Genomic DNA, 16,675 nt, shown 5'->3' on the forward strand with positions numbered 1-16,675 from the left:
AACCGATCGCTCAACAACAATTAACCTCCTATATTCAGTTTGAATGCGCCATTCATCTTCGTAAGCTCATGATTACCTGATATAAAATTATAATGGCATGAAGAATGCTTTATTTTTGATTGAACAACAGGTTCAAGTGGAGGCCATTATGTTTGCCAATCAAAATAGTAAGAAAACAAAGAAAAGCCGATCACCTCAGTCAAAACCGAAAAAGAAAATCCCTTTTTCACTACTCTGAATGGTGATCAATGCTTTGAACGGGCGTGTTCATCACAGACATCCCTCCCCATTCACTCTACATTAATAGGAATGTCTTTATTACAGGTAATGAATAGATGAGTATTCGTGGTGACAATACACACGTGATTATTGCAGGCGCTTCTGGCCTAATCGGACAAGATCTCCTGCATCGCCTCAACAGTGAGAGTGCAATTAGTTCTATTTACGCGCTGAGTCGTCGCCCGTTGAACATTCATCAATCACAAGCCAGTGCACCCGACAAAGTCCACACCATTATTGACAACGAGTTACGAGTTACTCAATGGGATGACTCATTCGAAAAACCTAGCATTGGGTTTATCTGTTTGGGTACGACGCTTAAACAAGCAGGCAGTAAACAAGCCTTAGAAAAAGTGGATTATGATCTTGTGTGTCACGTTGCCCAAACCATGCTCCTACTTGGAGTAAAGCGTATTGCTGTTGTTTCAAGCTACGGTGCAACAAAAGATTCGCTTTCTCATTACCTAAAATGTAAAGGAAAGATGGAACAAACCGTCTCAAAAATGGGTTTCGAACAAGTGGTGTTTATGCGACCGGGGCCATTGGTTGGCGTACGAGCAACCCCACGCAGTGACGAGAAAATGCTTCAATTTGTTATGAAGTTCATTAAGCCGTTGATGTTAGGGAAATTCGCTAATTTTATCCCGATCCCAGTAGAAGATGTCGCACAAGCCATGCTGTTTAAAATGTTTCAGCCTCAGCACCATTCGATTGATATTTTAAATTCAATCGAAATGAGAGCCTTACTGTCGAAATATCAATAAACTAGGCTCTAAAATAAAAACATCCACACGGCGGCGGATGTTTTATTAACTCTTGATGAAGCTTCACTGTTAACGAACAATTACCACATCAAATCGTCAGGTACGACGAAATCTTTGTATGGGTCATCTTCATCTGGCGCTTCTTCAGTCACTTGAATCTCGATGATCGTCTCTTGATCACGCATTGCAATCTTTTCAGCCACAACGCTAGGAATAATCGCGTAACTTTCTTCATCACGAGCAAGGCTTAGCAGACCATTCGCAAGTTGCTTACGAGTCATTTCATCGACATAAAGCGACTTCACAGTAGTGCCATCAGTAAAGTTATATTTTACTTCACCATTATTGACGACAATCTTGTTCATGCTGATAAGCTGCTTAACCTGAGCTTTAAACTCTTTTGCAAGTTGTTGCTCTTTCATCTTCAAGCTTAGCTCTTTATCACGCTCTACTTGAGCCACTTTATTTGCCTCAACCGCTTCACGCGCTTCTTTCGCTTGAACTCGTGATTTTTTAGAGCCTTTCTTCGCTTTCTTTAGTTTCTTTTCATTAACCAAGCCAGCTTTTAGCATCTGTTCTTGTAAACTTAACTTTGACATGGGATTTCCGATCAACGTATTTTAAAAAATTATCTTATAATACCTGTTTTCCCGCCAATCAAAAACCTCACAAGTTCATTTGCTCACCACTCGGTCAAAAGCTAAGCAATCTACATAATGTTGCATTGCCTTATTTGCTATGTGCGCCCTTGAGTGCTCTAATATCAGCAATGAATTTAGTGACTTGGTAACTAACAATGCAGCAAGAGAATCAACCAACATACTTCTTCTTCGATTATGAGACTTGGGGCGTGAGTCCTGCCAAGGATCGTCCAAGCCAGTTTGCTGGTGTACGTACCGACCAAGATTTCAATATTATTGGTGAACCTCTTGTTATTTACTGCCAACTACCATCAGATTATCTGCCGGGGCCAGAAGCGGCTTTAATTACTCGAATCACGCCACAGAAAGCGATGAAAGAAGGCCTCCCTGAACCTGAATTTATCGCTAAAATTCATGCTGAACTGTCAAAGCCAAATACCACCAGCTTGGGTTACAACAGCATTCGATTCGATGATGAAGTGACACGCTATACTTGCTACCGTAACTTTATCGATCCGTATGCATGGAGCTGGCAGAACGGCAACTCTCGCTGGGATCTGCTCGATGTAATGCGCGCCTGTCATGCTTTGCGTCCAGAAGGTATTGTTTGGCCTGAGAACGATGAAGGTTACCCAAGCTTTAAACTTGAGCACCTTTCAAAAGCGAATGGCATCGAACATGAAAATGCCCATGATGCGATGGCAGATGTGATCGCAACGATTGAGCTGGCGAAAAAGCTCAAAGCAGCACAACCTAAGATGTTCGATTATCTCTACAACATGCGCCACAAACGCAAACTGAACGAGCTGGTGGACATCGTGAACATGACTCCTCTGATGCATGTTTCAGGAATGCTTGGTCGAGATTGTTCCTACACAAGTTGGATTGTGCCTGTTGCTTGGCATCCAACTAATAACAATGCCGTCATTGTTGTTGATTTAGCAAAAGATCCAACCCCACTTTTTGATCTAGATATTGATCAACTGCATAAACGTATGTTTACCAAGCGTGACGATCTCGCAGCGGATGAACTTCCTGTTCCAGTTAAATTAGTCCATTTGAATAAATGCCCAATTCTGGCACCGGCTAAAACATTAACCGCAGAAAATGCAGCTAACATTGGCATTGACCGCGAACAGTGCTTAAAACATTTGGCGTTGTTGAGACAGAATCCTGAGATCCGTGAAAAGCTGATTGGTCTGCACAGCATTGAGCGTCAATTTGAATCGTCTGATGATGTAGATACTAAATTATACGAAGGCTTTTTCTCTCCAGCGGACAAAGCTTCGATGGATATTATTCGTCAAGCTGATCCACAACATCTTGGAACTCTTGATATTACATTCCGAGATCCGCGAATTGAGCCGCTGTTATTCCGCTACCGTGCGCGTAACTACCCTTGGACACTCAGTGAATCAGAACAACAACGCTGGGCAAATCATAGTCGCGAGTACTTCGAAAGTCGTATTGAAAGTTATATGCTTAATCTGGAAAACTTAGTTCACGAACATGAAAGTGACGAAAAGAAGATCGCTCTTTTAAAATCGGTATACCAGTACGTGGAGAAACTCGTCTCTTAAGTACAAAATACGCTTATCTTCTATGGAACATATCTCACTATGGCGAAAACGCTTCTTGGCTACATTGTCTCTTTTGCATTGATATTAGGATCCCTTTCCGCTGGGCTTGGGATCCAGCATTTACTGTCGCTCTCAATTCCTGGCAGTGTCATTGGCATGCTTATTCTTTTCGGGTTAATGGCCTCTGGCTTAGTTCCGGTACATTGGGTTCAACCTTCTGCAAGCCTACTCATCCGTTTTATGATACTGCTGTTTGTGCCCATCAGTGTCGGGCTCATGGAACATTTCGATATGCTGCTGAATAACGCTCTGCCGATTATGGCCAGTGCAGTTGGCGGTACTCTTATTGTTTTAGTTAGCTTAGGTTGGGGTTTAGACCGATTTTTGAAGAAGGGGAACAAGTAATGTGGTTACTCGTTACGATTGCCGTTTTCCTATTCGCTCGATGGCTTAGTATAAAATCAAGCAACCCTATTATGAATCCATTGCTGATCAGCATTGCGATCATTATACCGCTGCTGACTTTCTTGAAAGTCCCATTTGAAACGTACTATGCCGATAATGAATGGATCAGCTTTTTGCTTCAGCCTGCTGTTGTTGCCCTCGCTTATCCTTTGTATGAACAACTTCCACAGATACGTGCGAATTGGCGCATCATCATGCTTGCTTGTGGCGTTGGCAGCGTGCTGTCTATGCTGAGTGCCACGCTGATTGCTGTTTATTTTTCCGCAGACATCACGCTAATAGCAAGTTTGTTAGGCAAATCAGTCACCACCCCAATTGCGATGGAAGTCTCAAGTCACTTAGGAGGAGAACCTGCAATAGCCGCGATTTTGGTGCTCATTGTTGGCTTGTTTGGAGCGATTGCTGCCTACCCTATTTATAGCTTACTGAATATCACACATCCGATTGCAAAAGGTTTAACCATGGGAACCGTTTCTCATGCATTAGGCACTGCGACATGTGCAGAAACCGATCCCAAAGATGCTGCGTTTAGCTCTTTGGCCTTAGTTTTGTGCGGTGTGATTACTTCTATTCTTGCGCCCTCTTTCTTTGATTTGGCCGTTTGGCTTTCAAATTAAGGCTAAGTTTTCAAATTAAGACCAAGCTTTCAGATTAAGACTAGGCTTTCAATCATAAAGGCGTTGATTCTCTAATCTCGCCTTAAATGTGGTCAATTAATCATCAGCGATTGACCATTTACCTCTTATCCTCTTTCATTTCGCCCACTTTGTGTCGCATTCAGGGACACCAATACATGACGTGAATAACAATTTTCCCCTTGTAATCGTTATCATGTGTGACCTCACTCTAATATTGCAACAGAACAACTCGTTACATTTAATAATGTGACCTGTACCTCAGCATCATTTTGCTGATGTCATAGAATTAACTTCAACGCTTATACAAGGATTCACCATGAAGAGTCGCATTATTCAGGCATTAGAAGCCGCACCAACTAACATTACAGAGTTCTTATCTCCTATTCTTCTTGCTGACAATTTTGATGCGACAATATCAAAAGAGCAGTTTGATGAGCTTCTTTCTATTACTCAAATGAAAGATAACGAACTGCGCATTGCACTACTGCCATTTGCTGCGGCTTACTCTTACGCACCAATCTCCAAATTTTATGTTGGAGCGGTAGTTCGAGGTCTTTCTGGTCGTTTGTATTTCGGTGCAAACATGGAAGTGGCTGGCGCACAACTTGGTCAAACCGTTCACGCAGAACAGTCGGCTATCAGCCACGCTTGGATGAAAGGTGAAGAGGGACTGAGCGACATTACCATCAACTTTAGCCCATGTGGCCATTGTCGCCAGTTTATGAACGAACTGACAACAGCAAAAGAGTTGATGATCCAACTTCCAGAACGCGAAGAGATGTCACTTCAACAGTACCTTCCAGATTCATTCGGCCCTGCAGATCTTGGTATTACTTCTGGCTTGATGACAAAAACTGATCACCAAGCAACCACCTCTGACAGTGATCCACTTATTATCAGTGCTCTGGGTGCTTTAAACCGTAGCCACGCGCCTTACACTAAAAACCTTAGTGGTGTCGCGATTAAAGTGAGCAACGGAAATACTTACCTAGGCGCTTACGCTGAAAATGCAGCATTCAACCCTAGCCTACCACCACTTCAAGTTGCGATTGTACAACTACTGATGGCTGGTAATGATATTCAGGATATTGAATCTGCTGCTCTAGTTGAAATGTCAGAAGGGGCAATCAGCCACCTTGCAGACACTCAGTCTACACTTGAAGCGATTAACCCTGATATCCCTGTTAGTTATGCTGCGCTGTAATTCGAGACGCGCATAATCAAGCGATGTTGAAGTAACGATACATAACTCAGCATCGTAATGATTACATTTTGAGAAAGACGCTATTCATTAGCGTCTTTTTTTACGTTTAAAATTTCACCGAACAGTTGCGCAAACGTTTGCTTCTTGATTTAAATGCAGTATTATCGCCGCAGTCATTTTCTGAAAAGCATAAATTTAAGGGTTAACATGTTTGGTACAGCTACGCGCAAAAGCGCAACTCGTGTTCTATTACTAGGTTCTGGCGAGCTTGGTAAAGAAGTCGCCATTGAATGTCAGCGGTTGGGTTTAGAGGTCATTGCGTGTGATCGCTACCCTAACGCTCCTGCAATGCATGTCGCGCACCGTAGCCATGTTCTAGATATGTTAGATGGTAAAGCTCTGGAGAAAGTCATCGAGCTTGAAAAACCAGATTATGTTGTTCCTGAGATTGAAGCGATTGCTACTGATAAGCTGGTCGAATTAGAAGCGAATGGATTAAATGTGGTGCCTAGTGCGAAAGCGACTCTGCTGACGATGAACCGTGAAGGGATCCGCCGCTTAGCTGCCGAAGAGTTATCACTCCCAACCTCTCCTTATCGCTTTGCAGATTCTTATGAAGATTTTGTTTCCGCCGTTGAGTTTGTCGGTCTACCTTGTGTCGTCAAGCCTGTCATGAGTTCGTCAGGTAAGGGGCAAAGTGTTATAAAAACCGAGAACGATATTGATTGTGCCTGGAATTATGCGCAAGAAGGCGGACGCACTGGCGCTGGTCGAGTCATCGTTGAAGGCTTTATCGACTTTGATTATGAGATAACGCTGCTGACGGTGCGTGCTGTTGATGGTGTACATTTCTGTGCGCCTGTTGGACATCGTCAGGAAGATGGCGACTACCGTGAATCGTGGCAGCCTCAGCGTATGTCTGAAAGTGCGCTTAAAGAAGCTCAGCGTGTCGCAGAATCGGTAGTTAATGCGCTAGGCGGGTATGGCATCTTTGGGGTAGAGCTATTTGTAAAGGGCGATAGCGTTGTTTTCAATGAGGTCTCTCCACGCCCACATGATACCGGAATGGTCACGCTGATTTCTCAAGAGTTGTCTGAATTTGCTCTGCATGTTCGCGCATTTACTGGTATGCCAATCAACACCATTACTCAATATGGTCCGTCGGCATCTGCTGTTGTTCTTGCGGCTGGTACTTCGGACAACATCTGTTTTGACGGTTTGCAGGATGCACTGGCAATGCCTCAAACTCAAATCAGATTATTTGGGAAACCGGACATTGATGGAACGCGTCGTCTAGGTGTGGCATTGACTCGTCGTGAGACTATCGAAGAAGCCGTTGACGCTGCCATACTGAGTGCAAGTAAGGTTACTATTCATTTCTAGGCCAACAATGTTAGGAATGCTATCGAGTCTGTGCTTGATGAATATTTGCTAACTAGGTCTTGTTTAGATCGGTTCTGGTTAGATCGGTTCTGGATAGATAGATTTTGGCTAAATAAGCCCTTACTGAATGAACTTTTGCTGCAAAGAGTTAGGTTTCCGTTTTCACCAAGCCTTTGCAGCAAATATTACATTGTTACGCCGTCACTAAAGATTTACACGGTTTCAGCACTATTTTGCTTCTAACAGCCAAACCTCTTCTGCAAATCGACTCAGCCCTTTTTTAATTCGTGGGTGATTCTCGTCAGCATCATCTCTATAAAGGTGTGTAATAGTAAAATCGTCAAACAGTGTCTTGATCTCTGCATGCGGAACACTGAATGGAGGCCCTGCCATCTCTTCTTGCGCGTAATCCAAGCCTACCAGTAATATCTTTCCTCCTGGTTTCAACACGCTTTTCAGTTTTTCAACATAAGCTTGACGCATAGATTCAGGCATCGCGATCAAAGCTGCTCGGTCATAAATCAGCTCAACATCATCAATTGGCGCATTGAAATAGTCCCCAGCATAGATATCAAGTTCATCAAACTGATAGCGTTCATATTGGCCGTTCATCGTTGTCACTAATGGCGTGTACAAATGCTCAGCAAACAGAGCCCGCACAGCGATTTTGCTCAACTCAACGCCTTGTACACTCTCGTGCTTAGACGCCAACCAGATCAAATCTTCGCTTTTACCACACATAGGCACAAAAACGTTTTGTGTGCGTGATGGCTCTAACGCTTGCCAAAACCGAGTTAAAAGAGGGTTTACATCTTCTAAATGGAAGCCAATTTGATTCGCGGCCCATTTATTATGCCAAAATTCAGGATCGTTCATGTTTAATTCATATTCACTGTAGATAATGGATACATCAAATAGAGAGTAACCGATTACAAGCTCAGACAAAACCTTCGCATTAAATTGACATACGAAAGAAGAGGTTTGTTACTCTCTGTTTTAACAGAAATAAAGTGCAATGTAGCTCACATTTTATTGATGTATTAAGACTTCAGGGTTGGTTTTAGTTTTTCTACCCCAAGGTCATTAATAGTTAAATTTGGTTATACAGTTAGATTTCTTGAAAACACGTTACTGCCTTTAAGTGCCCTTTTTTGTAACAGTAATCTAGGAGTGTAAATGGCCCCTTTTCTCCGTACAGCAGCATTAATGCTATTGGTACTCAGTCGCGCGCCTGCATTTGCAGCAACCGTGTCATCACCTTCCACTGAACAAAACCGATCCTCACAGAATGAAGTCTCTCCTACGCTTTTCAAACATAGCCTAAGTGGACTTTACGGAATAAAACCCATTAAATCGTCACCAACTCAACCTTATGATGATTTTGATATTCTTTACAGCAAAGCACACCAAGCTCAACTGGAGCTAGAAACTATCTGTAAAAGCACAGCGTTATTAACTGATTCTTCTGCACTCTTTGCTGGTGTGAAGTCACAAGATCGTGCCATTGAGAAAATTAATCTAGAACTTGATGGTCAAACAAACAGAATCACCGACCTCGCTCGTGCCACGATAATTGCAGACGATGTAGAAAGCTTGGTCACGGTATACGAAACCATTAGCCGTGAAGCTGAAATCGTAAAAGTCAAAAACCGATTTAAATCCCCTGCCCCTTCAGGCTACCGTGATTTAAACCTGTTGGTTCGTCTTCCAAAAACAAACATCGTCGCTGAGGTTCAATTGCACTTAAAAGCAATAGCGGAAGTGAAAAGTGGAGCCGAACATGAGCTTTACGAAATCATCCAAGGTATTGAGCGTGTGGCGAGTGCGCAAAATCGAGCTCTGAATGATATTGAAACCGCGCAGATAACGAGTTTGCGTCGTCAATCTTTAGAACTCTACCAACAGGCGTGGCAGCCTTACATTACCACTCAACTTAAAGCAGCATAGTCAATCTATGTGAGTGGCTAGCAAAATTTTCTTAAACGTTACAACGACAAAGGCACGCTAATCAGCGTGCCTTTTTAATTTGATTCTTTAGATACAAAAAGACCACGCGAGGCGTGGTCAATTGCTTGGGCGTAGCTTACTTATCTAACTTAATGTCTTCAACGCGAGCTTTTAATTTCTGCCCAGGTCTAAAAGTAACTACACGGCGAGCAGTAATTGGAATGTCTTCTCCAGTTTTTGGATTTCGGCCCGGACGTTCGCTTTTTTCACGAAGATCAAAGTTACCAAAACCAGAAAGTTTAACCTGTTCGCCACTTTCGAGTGCTTTACGAACTTCTTCAAAAAACACTTCAACCGTTTCCTTGGCATCCCGCTTACTGTATCCAAGTTTTTCAAACAAGTTTTCAGCCAAATCGGCCTTTGTGAGCGCCATAAAACTATCCTCAAAGGTGTGTTAAACATTGCTACTTAATTAGTAGCGCCAAAGCATTTCACTTAGCCAATCAACAACATATCGGCTTTACTTGGAAAGTGTATGCCAAGCTTCTGATTTTCGCCAACTTTTTTCAGTCCATCTAGATATACATCATATAAATCAAACAGATAAGAATTCGGTACAATGAGCACAAAAAGCACATCAAAAGTCAAAAAATAGACAACTACGGAATTTATATCTAGAAATAACAAAATAATTAGTATAAAACTCTATTTGATAGATCGCTTAAAAATTTTGTCAATTTGTGTATTTACTCATAAATAGTTACTAAAATCAGTATGTTGAACACTCAAAGTGCATACTCAATTGGTCACACTGAAATAGTTGCATAACATGAATAAGTCATTTTGATGCTCAATATTATCCCCCGAAGAGAACAAATATTCCAAGCATACCGTCTACCTTTAACCCATTGAGTTATCGCGATACTTCGTAACACCAAACCCATCGTGCTATCCGCCAATTGCATCTCTGTTTTTATCTCTAATAGCGACAAACTGGTCTAGGTTATCTAAAAGCAAATCAACGCATTCGGGATCAAAAAGTAAGCCACTGTTCTCTTTTATGTAAGCAATTACACCTTCCATTGACCACGCCTCCTTATAAGCTCTCTTACTCAATAGTGCATCAAACACATCCGCTAAAGTGACAATTCTGGACTCCAATGGAATGTTTGTGCCCGACAAATTGTCAGGGCTTCCACTGCCATCATAGCGTTCGTGATGATGTCGAATAATGTTTTTGAGTAGACCTATATCGCTTCCTGTCACCCAATCTTTATCTATGTAACAAAGAACTTCATCTATAATTTCAACACCATATATTGTGTGCTTTGACATTATTTTTCTGTCATCGGATGAAAATCGTTTATCACTAAAAAGTACATCATCTGGAATTTTGTATTTGCCAATATCGTGAAAAGGAGCGTAATGAGCGATTAAATGAATAAATCTATTGTCGATTGGATGAGTGTCCGCCAACAGCCTTGCCAGCAGTTCACTGTACTTTCCCATTCGAATCAAGTGCTCTTTTGTCTCCGGATCCCGTGCATGCCCAATGTTTAATGCAATCGCGAGTGCTGACCGAAGATGATGCTGACGCTCGCAGTGCTTAAGTATAAGGCCGTTAACAACCTGCGATATAAATGCACAATCTCGTTGAAGTTTTTGACAATCGAAATAGCTCTCTGTGTCTGCATTGATAAATAGAACACCAATCGTTTTCCCGTCATAAATTAACGGTGACGTGTAACTGCTTCGGTGCCCTATCTGAAGAAGTTTTACGGTTCGATCATTCTGATTCAACCGTTTTAAGTCGCTCACAACACGGACATTTTGCTCTGTAACGACACAAGTTAAACTCGACCTAAGTGATAGCACTTTTTTATACAGATCGTTGGTTGAAGAGCCCTCTAGCGAGTCTAAAACAAAAAAATTCGCTAACTGATCGTCATCAACCAGCGTCACAGAGAAGCGAGAAAGGTTTTGGTAAGTCTCTTTTGAAAGTTTAAATATCTGCGTGAATATCGATGATAGTTCTTGTTCTGTGTTCGCAACATAATTTAGTCGCTGGTAATCAAACATATAACCAACCTATTTTCATATTTATGTTTATTCTCAAATTCAAAAGTTACGGTCACACTATGTGTTGAACTACTATTACTATTGCATATAGAGGCCACTTAAAAAATAGGGTTAATACAATTATCAAACTGTGATCAAAAAATGTTAATGAATAGATATAAAAATACTTACCTAAACGTTGCTTTTAAGATCAATATCTCACTGATTTCATAAACATCGGTCGAATCACTGTCACCATGCGCTCCATTTATCACCAATCACATCGACTCAGTTTTCACACTCTCTCCCTTTCATTTCCATTTTTGGGGTTTGTCAGTTCCAAAAATGGAAATTAAGCTTACCTACTTTTGGCTGATATCGCGTTGACGACGACGCTTGAGAGGCGCATTCTTTGCTTTCCATGCAGAACAATAAAGACTTCGTTATGAGTGAATTCATTAGCAGTTTGTTCTGTACAACAAGTCGATTAGGGGGAAAGGTCACATGAATAAAATTGTTATGTTAGTAATGGGGCTATTTTTTACGAGTCGGTTGTTTGCCAGTATTGTTCCTCATGCCACTCAACTTGAGCATGACGCTCCTATTCTGATTCGTTCAGCACTCATCGTCGGCGTTGTGAGTTATCTCATCTGGGCTGGGTTCAAGTACCTTAAAAAGAACAAAGCATCTCGTTAAAAGCAATCCAAGCTAATATGGTCACTATCAATATTCATACTGTTAGAGGAAGAATAGGCTCCCGAATGTGAAGGTAGATTTCTTGGTGAGGTTATTCATAATGAGCTAAAAAATGGCAGATGTATTATGACTACATGTACTACTTCTGCCTCTGGAAGCGAGGCAGAATACGGCGTTGTGGTTCTCAACATTATTGCTTTACTTGGTTATTTATCGACTTTTTTCATCATCGCTGTTTTGTTAGTAACAACCATGGATACGATATCATGTTCTGCACCATCGGCAGTGTAGCCATAGGATTTGACTGCCCAGAGGTTGCCTTCTTCACTGAGTAAACGCCAATCCCATTGGTATCCGTCTGCATAAGTTAAATGAAGGTTACCGTTGTCTTCAAGTTTCCATATAATTTTCTCTGAGGTTCCTTTATCTTGTTTAATATATAGCCCAGATCCATCTTCCTTTAGGGTCATTTCACGCATCTTTTTACCGTTACTAAATGAAAACACCAGATGTTGGTCTATTAGCATATCATCAGTAAAAATCTCATAACCACCACAGTCTAAAATGGCTTTGTTAAAGGTTTCATGTGTAAGATTTGCATCTGAACTATCGCCAACAGTACATAGATTTGATGCGAATGAGCTTTCAACTGATGATGTAGTTTGACAACCTGAAAGAACGGTAATCAATATTATTGGTGATACCTTAATTAAAATCATAATTTCCCTCTTCCTGTTAGTAATGAGTTAAACATCGTTCTTTTAACCATCTAAAGTGAAGCATAAGTTTATGACATATCAAATGCGTATCAGTCTCATAACTGATACGTTTCAAATATGAGACTTTATGCTCTGAAAACTATTGATGAGTAACAACACTGGGAATATGGGTTCGAGGTTTAGCTTTACTGATTTCTGGAATTTGAATTCAGTTAACTAACGATGATCTGTTAACCTTTTTAGCTAACTTTGCAGAAGTTTGTGGGTTCTTAATTCACGGTTGAGGCTTTGATATATGAGCTAACAGCGCAGTAAAAAAAGCCACAATTATTGTCCAATGAATTCGGCTAAATGCGTCTACTCTTTGATGAGGGAAATTTGCTTAGAATGACTAAGTTACTTCCCCTCGCTGCGATTAAAACTTTTTATCTCGCACTAAATTTAACCGAAAAAAGTCAGCGCCCTAGGATGAAAGGCTTGGAATGTCGATTTCAGTTTGCTGGATAATTTTCAGTCCATTCGGGTTATAAAGGTTTGCTCGTCATCCACAAAAGCCACATAGTCGCCGTGATAGATAAACACCCGACCACGCCCTTCAACTAGGCAGGCAAGTTGTGGGTTTAAATCTTCATCAAGATCTTTGCTTTGATACGTACCAGTGTCGGTGATCACACCACGGAGTGTAGGCAAAAATCCATAGCTGCGTTTAGCTTGATCAATCAGGCTCAATTCACTACGAATAGAGAAGTAAGATGGGATTGGGCCTGCATCTTCGATAAACATCGGTTTTAGTTCTTCAAAAGCTGTAATCACCAGCCAGTCGATGCCGTTTACATGATGGATAAACATTGTTTATAAATACCTAGTTTCTCGATAGTTCTGATGCGTGGATTCTATCACTATCAGCGGAAGAACGTGGTAGAGATTTTGTTGCTAAAGGCAAGATCAGCGCCGTCTCCCCACTCCCGTTTTTGCCATACGCAATTTGCTCATCATCGTGAGATATCGCAATACCGTACTTAACCGTTGAATCATGAGCCATAGCATTAAAGCTACCAAGCGCCATGAACACCAAGAGTGTGCTGTTTAGAATTAAACGTTTCATAGTGTCTCTCTACTTACTTTGCAGGGAACACAAAAAGCTCCCCTCTAATCAATATAGCCACTATAAAGTGTGAAGCTTTAGACGGGTCAATACGAATTTAGATAAAAAGTTATTCTGTTGTGGTGACTTGATCAACTCATTTCTGCCCCATAATGAGCTGACCTTTTTCTCATTCAAATCCTGCTTATGAAGTCTCCCTACAAAAAGTTATCAATCCTTCCAATGCTGTTTGTGGTAAATATCTGTGTTGTATCACATGGCAAAATTCGACCAAACTATCGATCACTTGCGGCTCGAACGGCTTATATGAACTACTAACAGCTATAAGGTTAACTTAATTGATACTTTTGTAATTAACTGTAAATTAAGGATTTTTCTTCAAGACACCAAACAATAGAGTATAATCGCAGGAACATTCCCCTACAAAGTAAGTGGTTTATATCTATATGGAATTTTTCTCTTCTGACCTTGGTGTAGCGATCGCATGGATTTGTACGGTCTTGAGCTTTTTGTTTGGTTGTAAAAAGAACGAAGAAGTGAAAAAACTAAAACTTCAAATTACCAATACTAATTTGGTCCAAAAGTCACAAAACAAAACTGAAAATACTGCTCAAGATCTAGACCAAAGCAGTACAAAAGTAAAACAGGTTGGTGAAAAGAACGTTTATGCGAACAAAGTCACTGGCGGCATAAAAATCGACATGTAGGCTCCACTTATGAATAAGACAGTCGCAATTGACAAAGTTGTAGGTAATGTACAACTTGGCGATGCACCTGAACAAAATATCGATTCAGCTATCAACGAAGTCCTAAAGTTGATAGCAAATAATGAATTCGAACCTAGCACCCGAAATCGGACACCAAGTGCTGATACGATCGAAAAAATCAATCACAATCAGTTGCAAGGAAAAAGTGCAATAATCCGCCAATACCTGAAGCACTCAAAGAAGGTTGAAGCTTCATTTTCAACTATTGACTCAACTATCCCTTTTGGAAAAGCAAAGGTCCTAAACAACTTAAATGACCTTTATTATGAAGCGTTAGATTTCGTAGAAATCGAATACTTTACAGGCGAGATAGACATAGATGAAATAAAACAGAATTCCTGTTTAATCATAGAATTCATCATCGAGAAACTAAAAAACACGGCTTATGCATCCAAAAACAAGCCAAGTCTTAAAGAAGATTTAGACCTAGGGATAAACGTCGTCGTTGCACATGCTTTTATTGAGTGCGTGGTATTGGAGAACCCCTTATGCTGCCAATAAATGGATGCGATCCAAAGTTAAACGTTTATTTCATAGGCGGAATTATATTAAAAGAAATCAGTTACGGAGAATGTGATTTGAGGGAACTCATTCAAATCACATCATCTGAACTAGATGTCTCAATTGACCATATCATCTTATCTCTAGATTGGTTGTTTATGATTTCAGCTATCAACGTCAATGGAAACACGGTAACAATCAATGAAGCTCAATAGGTTAACAATTACAGAAAACGGTTCACAATGTAGAATTATCAAATTTGAAGATGGGTTAAATCTGATCACTAACGATAAAGATATCGGTAGAACCGGCAATAGCGTTGGTAAGTCAACCCTTTCACGCGTAATCGATTTCATGTTATTGGGTTCAATTGAGCCTATTTATTTTGACGACGAGTACGCTAGGCCAAACGTTCAAATTGAATCTTTTTTTAAGGAAAGTGATGTCCAGTGTGAGCTGTCGTTTACAGATCATTGGGGCGTTTATCATGTATTAGTTCGTAACTTCGCCATTGATAAAGATGAGTTTTTCTCAGTTGATGGTAATGTGCTTGATAAGGACGAATACGAGAAACTTCTATTAAGCCTATTTTTTGGTATTGAAACATCTAGACCATCCCTACGTCTTCTTGCGCCGAAGTTCATTAGAAACGATAGCCATAAGATGCTCAACACGTCTCACTTTCTCGATGCTCGAAGTAAAAACAATGACTATAGTGAACTATTCTTGTTCCTATTTGGTTTCAACGACACATCACTCTTAACACAGAGACGGACAGCCTCAAATGCTGTTTCTCGAATTAGAAAGCGTCGCGCAGCTCTCAACTCAATTCTTAAAGATCAAAAAATCAAGTCATCTTTAAAAACGAAAAAGCGAGAAGTTGAGTCCCTTGAGTTGAATATTTTATCTATAGATTTTTCTCCAGAACATGACAACCCGATAGAGTTACTACACCAGATCCAAACTCAAGAAGACCTTCTAAACAATGCTGTTTTTGGTGCCACGCTTAAAATAGATAATATTAAAGAAACAGTAAAACAGTTAGATCAGCGTGGTGGCAATTACTTGGTTTCTGAATTGAAAGCGATTTACGAATTTGCCGGAGTATCTATAGAAAAAGTATCTCGTAGTTTTGAAGAAACGTTAGCTTTTCACGACAACCTAGTCAATAAAAAAAGAAACTATGTCGAATCAGAGTTACCCCAACTAAACCGAAGTCTGGAAGACTTAAAAAACCAGTTAAAAGTGCAACAAAATAGAAAGCATGGTGTCTTTGCTGCTATGCGCACTAGAGAAAACATCGATAAAATAACTACAAACATCAAAGAACTAGGCGCGCTAAAAAACGAACTTGGTAAACTAGAAGGTATGATTGAGCAACAAGAGGCTGCACAGTCAGGTCTTACTGAAGCAATTGAGTACCTAAACGTCATTTTAGAGCTTATATCTAAACAAATAGATAAAGTGAACGACTTTGAAGCATCTTTTTCTAAGCACTTTGCCGAAATTACTAAGGTAACTCACGATGAAGAGTATAGATTCACTCTTAATTTTAATGAAACCGAAGGTACATGTGAACCTCTCATTGAAAATCAAAGTGCGAACCCTGAAGGTGGTAAGAAGAAAGCTGAAGTTATAGCTTTTGATTTTGCTTATATTAAGGCTTGTGATGAGTTGGGGCTAAATCGACCGAGCTTTGTTTTGCACGATATCATTGAAGACATTGATCAGAAGCAAATCGAAGATATTTTCAGGTTAGCGCAAGCCTTGCCCGGACAACAAATTGTCTCTGTACTATCAGACAAATTTTCTGAAAAGACATATCGGAAATACAGAAACGCTTCAGTTCTGTTGCTCTCCGAAGACAATAAGTTCTTCAACATTTAATCCAGTATAGCGGGAGGTTAATTCACCCGCTCATTCAATCT

19 protein-coding genes are annotated in these 16,675 nt (G+C 40.6%); 12 read left to right on the forward strand and 7 right to left on the reverse strand.

The window, feature by feature from the left end; translation table 11 throughout:
• Positions 1–335 precede the first annotated feature (335 nt).
• Entirely contained in the window at positions 336–1,043 is a 708-nt protein-coding gene (locus L4C39_RS14245) for an NAD(P)H-binding protein (RefSeq protein ID WP_429746540.1), read from the forward strand.
• 80 nt (positions 1,044–1,123) lie between these two features.
• On the opposite strand, the gene L4C39_RS14250 is transcribed toward L4C39_RS14245, so the two are convergent.
• Complete coding sequence (locus L4C39_RS14250) at positions 1,124–1,642, reverse strand: DUF2058 domain-containing protein (RefSeq protein WP_171756662.1); 519 nt, start codon at positions 1,640–1,642, stop codon at positions 1,124–1,126.
• Positions 1,643–1,839: 197 nt separating this feature from the next.
• Between L4C39_RS14250 and sbcB the strand changes: the two genes are divergently transcribed.
• The 5 genes from sbcB (at position 1,840) to purT (ending at position 6,954) form a co-directional block, all read left to right on the forward strand.
• Positions 1,840–3,264, forward strand: a complete 1,425-nt coding sequence (sbcB, locus tag L4C39_RS14255) for an exodeoxyribonuclease I (protein ID WP_113795709.1) — start codon at positions 1,840–1,842, stop codon at positions 3,262–3,264.
• A gap of 39 nt (positions 3,265–3,303) precedes the next feature.
• Complete coding sequence (locus L4C39_RS14260) at positions 3,304–3,669, forward strand: CidA/LrgA family protein (protein ID WP_017052304.1); 366 nt, start codon at positions 3,304–3,306, stop codon at positions 3,667–3,669.
• The gene (locus L4C39_RS14265) at positions 3,669–4,346 is read left to right on the forward strand and encodes an LrgB family protein (protein WP_113795711.1); all 678 of its coding nucleotides are present in this window, start codon (positions 3,669–3,671) and stop codon (positions 4,344–4,346) included. Before L4C39_RS14260 ends, L4C39_RS14265 begins: the two co-directional genes overlap by 1 nt.
• A 337-nt stretch (positions 4,347–4,683) precedes the next feature.
• Complete coding sequence (gene cdd / locus L4C39_RS14270) at positions 4,684–5,571, forward strand: cytidine deaminase (RefSeq protein ID WP_429746543.1); 888 nt, start codon at positions 4,684–4,686, stop codon at positions 5,569–5,571.
• Positions 5,572–5,778: 207 nt separating this feature from the next.
• A complete protein-coding gene (gene purT, locus L4C39_RS14275) occupies positions 5,779–6,954 on the forward strand; it encodes a formate-dependent phosphoribosylglycinamide formyltransferase (protein WP_017052307.1) in 1,176 nt (391 codons plus the stop codon).
• 228 nt (positions 6,955–7,182) lie between these two features.
• Here the strand turns inward: purT and L4C39_RS14280 are convergent, their stop codons facing one another.
• Complete coding sequence (locus L4C39_RS14280) at positions 7,183–7,830, reverse strand: thiopurine S-methyltransferase (protein ID WP_429746571.1); 648 nt, start codon at positions 7,828–7,830, stop codon at positions 7,183–7,185.
• A gap of 300 nt (positions 7,831–8,130) precedes the next feature.
• Between L4C39_RS14280 and L4C39_RS14285 the strand changes: the two genes are divergently transcribed.
• A complete protein-coding gene (locus L4C39_RS14285; RefSeq protein WP_261889336.1) occupies positions 8,131–8,901 on the forward strand; it encodes a RelA/SpoT domain-containing protein in 771 nt (256 codons plus the stop codon).
• 136 nt (positions 8,902–9,037) lie between these two features.
• On the opposite strand, the gene ihfA is transcribed toward L4C39_RS14285, so the two are convergent.
• Both ihfA and L4C39_RS14295 read right to left on the reverse strand, forming a co-directional pair.
• On the reverse strand, positions 9,038–9,334 hold the full coding sequence (gene ihfA, locus L4C39_RS14290; RefSeq protein ID WP_017052310.1) for an integration host factor subunit alpha: 297 nt from the start codon (positions 9,332–9,334) through the stop codon (positions 9,038–9,040).
• 515 nt (positions 9,335–9,849) lie between these two features.
• Positions 9,850–10,980 carry an HD domain-containing phosphohydrolase gene (locus tag L4C39_RS14295; RefSeq protein ID WP_371711264.1) on the reverse strand — a complete coding sequence of 377 codons (1,131 nt, stop codon included), beginning with the start codon at positions 10,978–10,980 and terminating at the stop codon, positions 9,850–9,852.
• 483 nt (positions 10,981–11,463) lie between these two features.
• On the opposite strand from L4C39_RS14295, the gene L4C39_RS14300 reads away from it, so the two are divergent.
• Positions 11,464–11,655, forward strand: a complete 192-nt coding sequence (locus tag L4C39_RS14300; protein WP_017052313.1) for a hypothetical protein — start codon at positions 11,464–11,466, stop codon at positions 11,653–11,655.
• A gap of 206 nt (positions 11,656–11,861) precedes the next feature.
• Here the strand turns inward: L4C39_RS14300 and L4C39_RS14305 are convergent, their stop codons facing one another.
• The 3 genes from L4C39_RS14305 to L4C39_RS14315 all read right to left on the reverse strand — a co-directional run bounded on the left by L4C39_RS14305 (position 11,862) and on the right by L4C39_RS14315 (position 13,479).
• Positions 11,862–12,374: a hypothetical protein gene (locus tag L4C39_RS14305; RefSeq protein ID WP_429746546.1), complete on the reverse strand. Its 513-nt coding sequence runs from the start codon at positions 12,372–12,374 to the stop codon at positions 11,862–11,864.
• A gap of 510 nt (positions 12,375–12,884) precedes the next feature.
• The gene (locus tag L4C39_RS14310) at positions 12,885–13,223 is read right to left on the reverse strand and encodes a cytosolic protein (RefSeq protein WP_429746548.1); all 339 of its coding nucleotides are present in this window, start codon (positions 13,221–13,223) and stop codon (positions 12,885–12,887) included.
• 13 nt (positions 13,224–13,236) lie between these two features.
• A complete protein-coding gene (locus L4C39_RS14315; protein WP_429746550.1) occupies positions 13,237–13,479 on the reverse strand; it encodes a hypothetical protein in 243 nt (80 codons plus the stop codon).
• Between the two features lie 446 nt (positions 13,480–13,925).
• On the opposite strand from L4C39_RS14315, the gene L4C39_RS14320 reads away from it, so the two are divergent.
• The 4 genes from L4C39_RS14320 to L4C39_RS14335 are packed head-to-tail and all read left to right on the forward strand — an operon-like array spanning position 13,926 to position 16,634.
• The gene (locus L4C39_RS14320) at positions 13,926–14,186 is read left to right on the forward strand and encodes a hypothetical protein (protein WP_371711262.1); all 261 of its coding nucleotides are present in this window, start codon (positions 13,926–13,928) and stop codon (positions 14,184–14,186) included.
• Between the two features lie 9 nt (positions 14,187–14,195).
• Positions 14,196–14,747: an ABC-three component system protein gene (locus L4C39_RS14325; RefSeq protein ID WP_429746552.1), complete on the forward strand. Its 552-nt coding sequence runs from the start codon at positions 14,196–14,198 to the stop codon at positions 14,745–14,747.
• Complete coding sequence (locus L4C39_RS14330) at positions 14,735–14,962, forward strand: ABC-three component system middle component 6 (protein WP_371711260.1); 228 nt, start codon at positions 14,735–14,737, stop codon at positions 14,960–14,962. The genes L4C39_RS14325 and L4C39_RS14330 overlap by 13 nt, the downstream gene beginning before the upstream one ends.
• The gene (locus L4C39_RS14335; protein ID WP_371730633.1) at positions 14,949–16,634 is read left to right on the forward strand and encodes a DUF2326 domain-containing protein; all 1,686 of its coding nucleotides are present in this window, start codon (positions 14,949–14,951) and stop codon (positions 16,632–16,634) included. The genes L4C39_RS14330 and L4C39_RS14335 overlap by 14 nt, the downstream gene beginning before the upstream one ends.
• Positions 16,635–16,675 lie beyond the last annotated feature (41 nt).

Origin of the sequence: Vibrio clamense (assembly GCF_050337905.1) — a bacterium.
In the GTDB taxonomy this organism is placed as follows: Bacteria; Pseudomonadota; Gammaproteobacteria; order Enterobacterales; family Vibrionaceae; genus Vibrio; species Vibrio cortegadensis.

Coding starts and splice junctions, on each gene's coding strand:
- L4C39_RS14245 (WP_429746540.1), top strand. CDS start 336: ATGAGTATTCGTGGTGACAATACACACGTGATTATTGCAGGCGCTTCT.
- L4C39_RS14250 (WP_171756662.1), bottom strand. CDS start 1,642: ATGTCAAAGTTAAGTTTACAAGAACAGATGCTAAAAGCTGGCTTGGTT.
- sbcB (WP_113795709.1), top strand. CDS start 1,840: ATGCAGCAAGAGAATCAACCAACATACTTCTTCTTCGATTATGAGACT.
- L4C39_RS14260 (WP_017052304.1), top strand. CDS start 3,304: ATGGCGAAAACGCTTCTTGGCTACATTGTCTCTTTTGCATTGATATTA.
- L4C39_RS14265 (WP_113795711.1), top strand. CDS start 3,669: ATGTGGTTACTCGTTACGATTGCCGTTTTCCTATTCGCTCGATGGCTT.
- cdd (WP_429746543.1), top strand. CDS start 4,684: ATGAAGAGTCGCATTATTCAGGCATTAGAAGCCGCACCAACTAACATT.
- purT (WP_017052307.1), top strand. CDS start 5,779: ATGTTTGGTACAGCTACGCGCAAAAGCGCAACTCGTGTTCTATTACTA.
- L4C39_RS14280 (WP_429746571.1), bottom strand. CDS start 7,830: ATGAACGATCCTGAATTTTGGCATAATAAATGGGCCGCGAATCAAATT.
- L4C39_RS14285 (WP_261889336.1), top strand. CDS start 8,131: ATGGCCCCTTTTCTCCGTACAGCAGCATTAATGCTATTGGTACTCAGT.
- ihfA (WP_017052310.1), bottom strand. CDS start 9,334: ATGGCGCTCACAAAGGCCGATTTGGCTGAAAACTTGTTTGAAAAACTT.
- L4C39_RS14295 (WP_371711264.1), bottom strand. CDS start 10,980: ATGTTTGATTACCAGCGACTAAATTATGTTGCGAACACAGAACAAGAA.
- L4C39_RS14300 (WP_017052313.1), top strand. CDS start 11,464: ATGAATAAAATTGTTATGTTAGTAATGGGGCTATTTTTTACGAGTCGG.
- L4C39_RS14305 (WP_429746546.1), bottom strand. CDS start 12,374: ATGATTTTAATTAAGGTATCACCAATAATATTGATTACCGTTCTTTCA.
- L4C39_RS14310 (WP_429746548.1), bottom strand. CDS start 13,223: ATGTTTATCCATCATGTAAACGGCATCGACTGGCTGGTGATTACAGCT.
- L4C39_RS14315 (WP_429746550.1), bottom strand. CDS start 13,479: ATGAAACGTTTAATTCTAAACAGCACACTCTTGGTGTTCATGGCGCTT.
- L4C39_RS14320 (WP_371711262.1), top strand. CDS start 13,926: ATGGAATTTTTCTCTTCTGACCTTGGTGTAGCGATCGCATGGATTTGT.
- L4C39_RS14325 (WP_429746552.1), top strand. CDS start 14,196: ATGAATAAGACAGTCGCAATTGACAAAGTTGTAGGTAATGTACAACTT.
- L4C39_RS14330 (WP_371711260.1), top strand. CDS start 14,735: ATGCTGCCAATAAATGGATGCGATCCAAAGTTAAACGTTTATTTCATA.
- L4C39_RS14335 (WP_371730633.1), top strand. CDS start 14,949: ATGAAGCTCAATAGGTTAACAATTACAGAAAACGGTTCACAATGTAGA.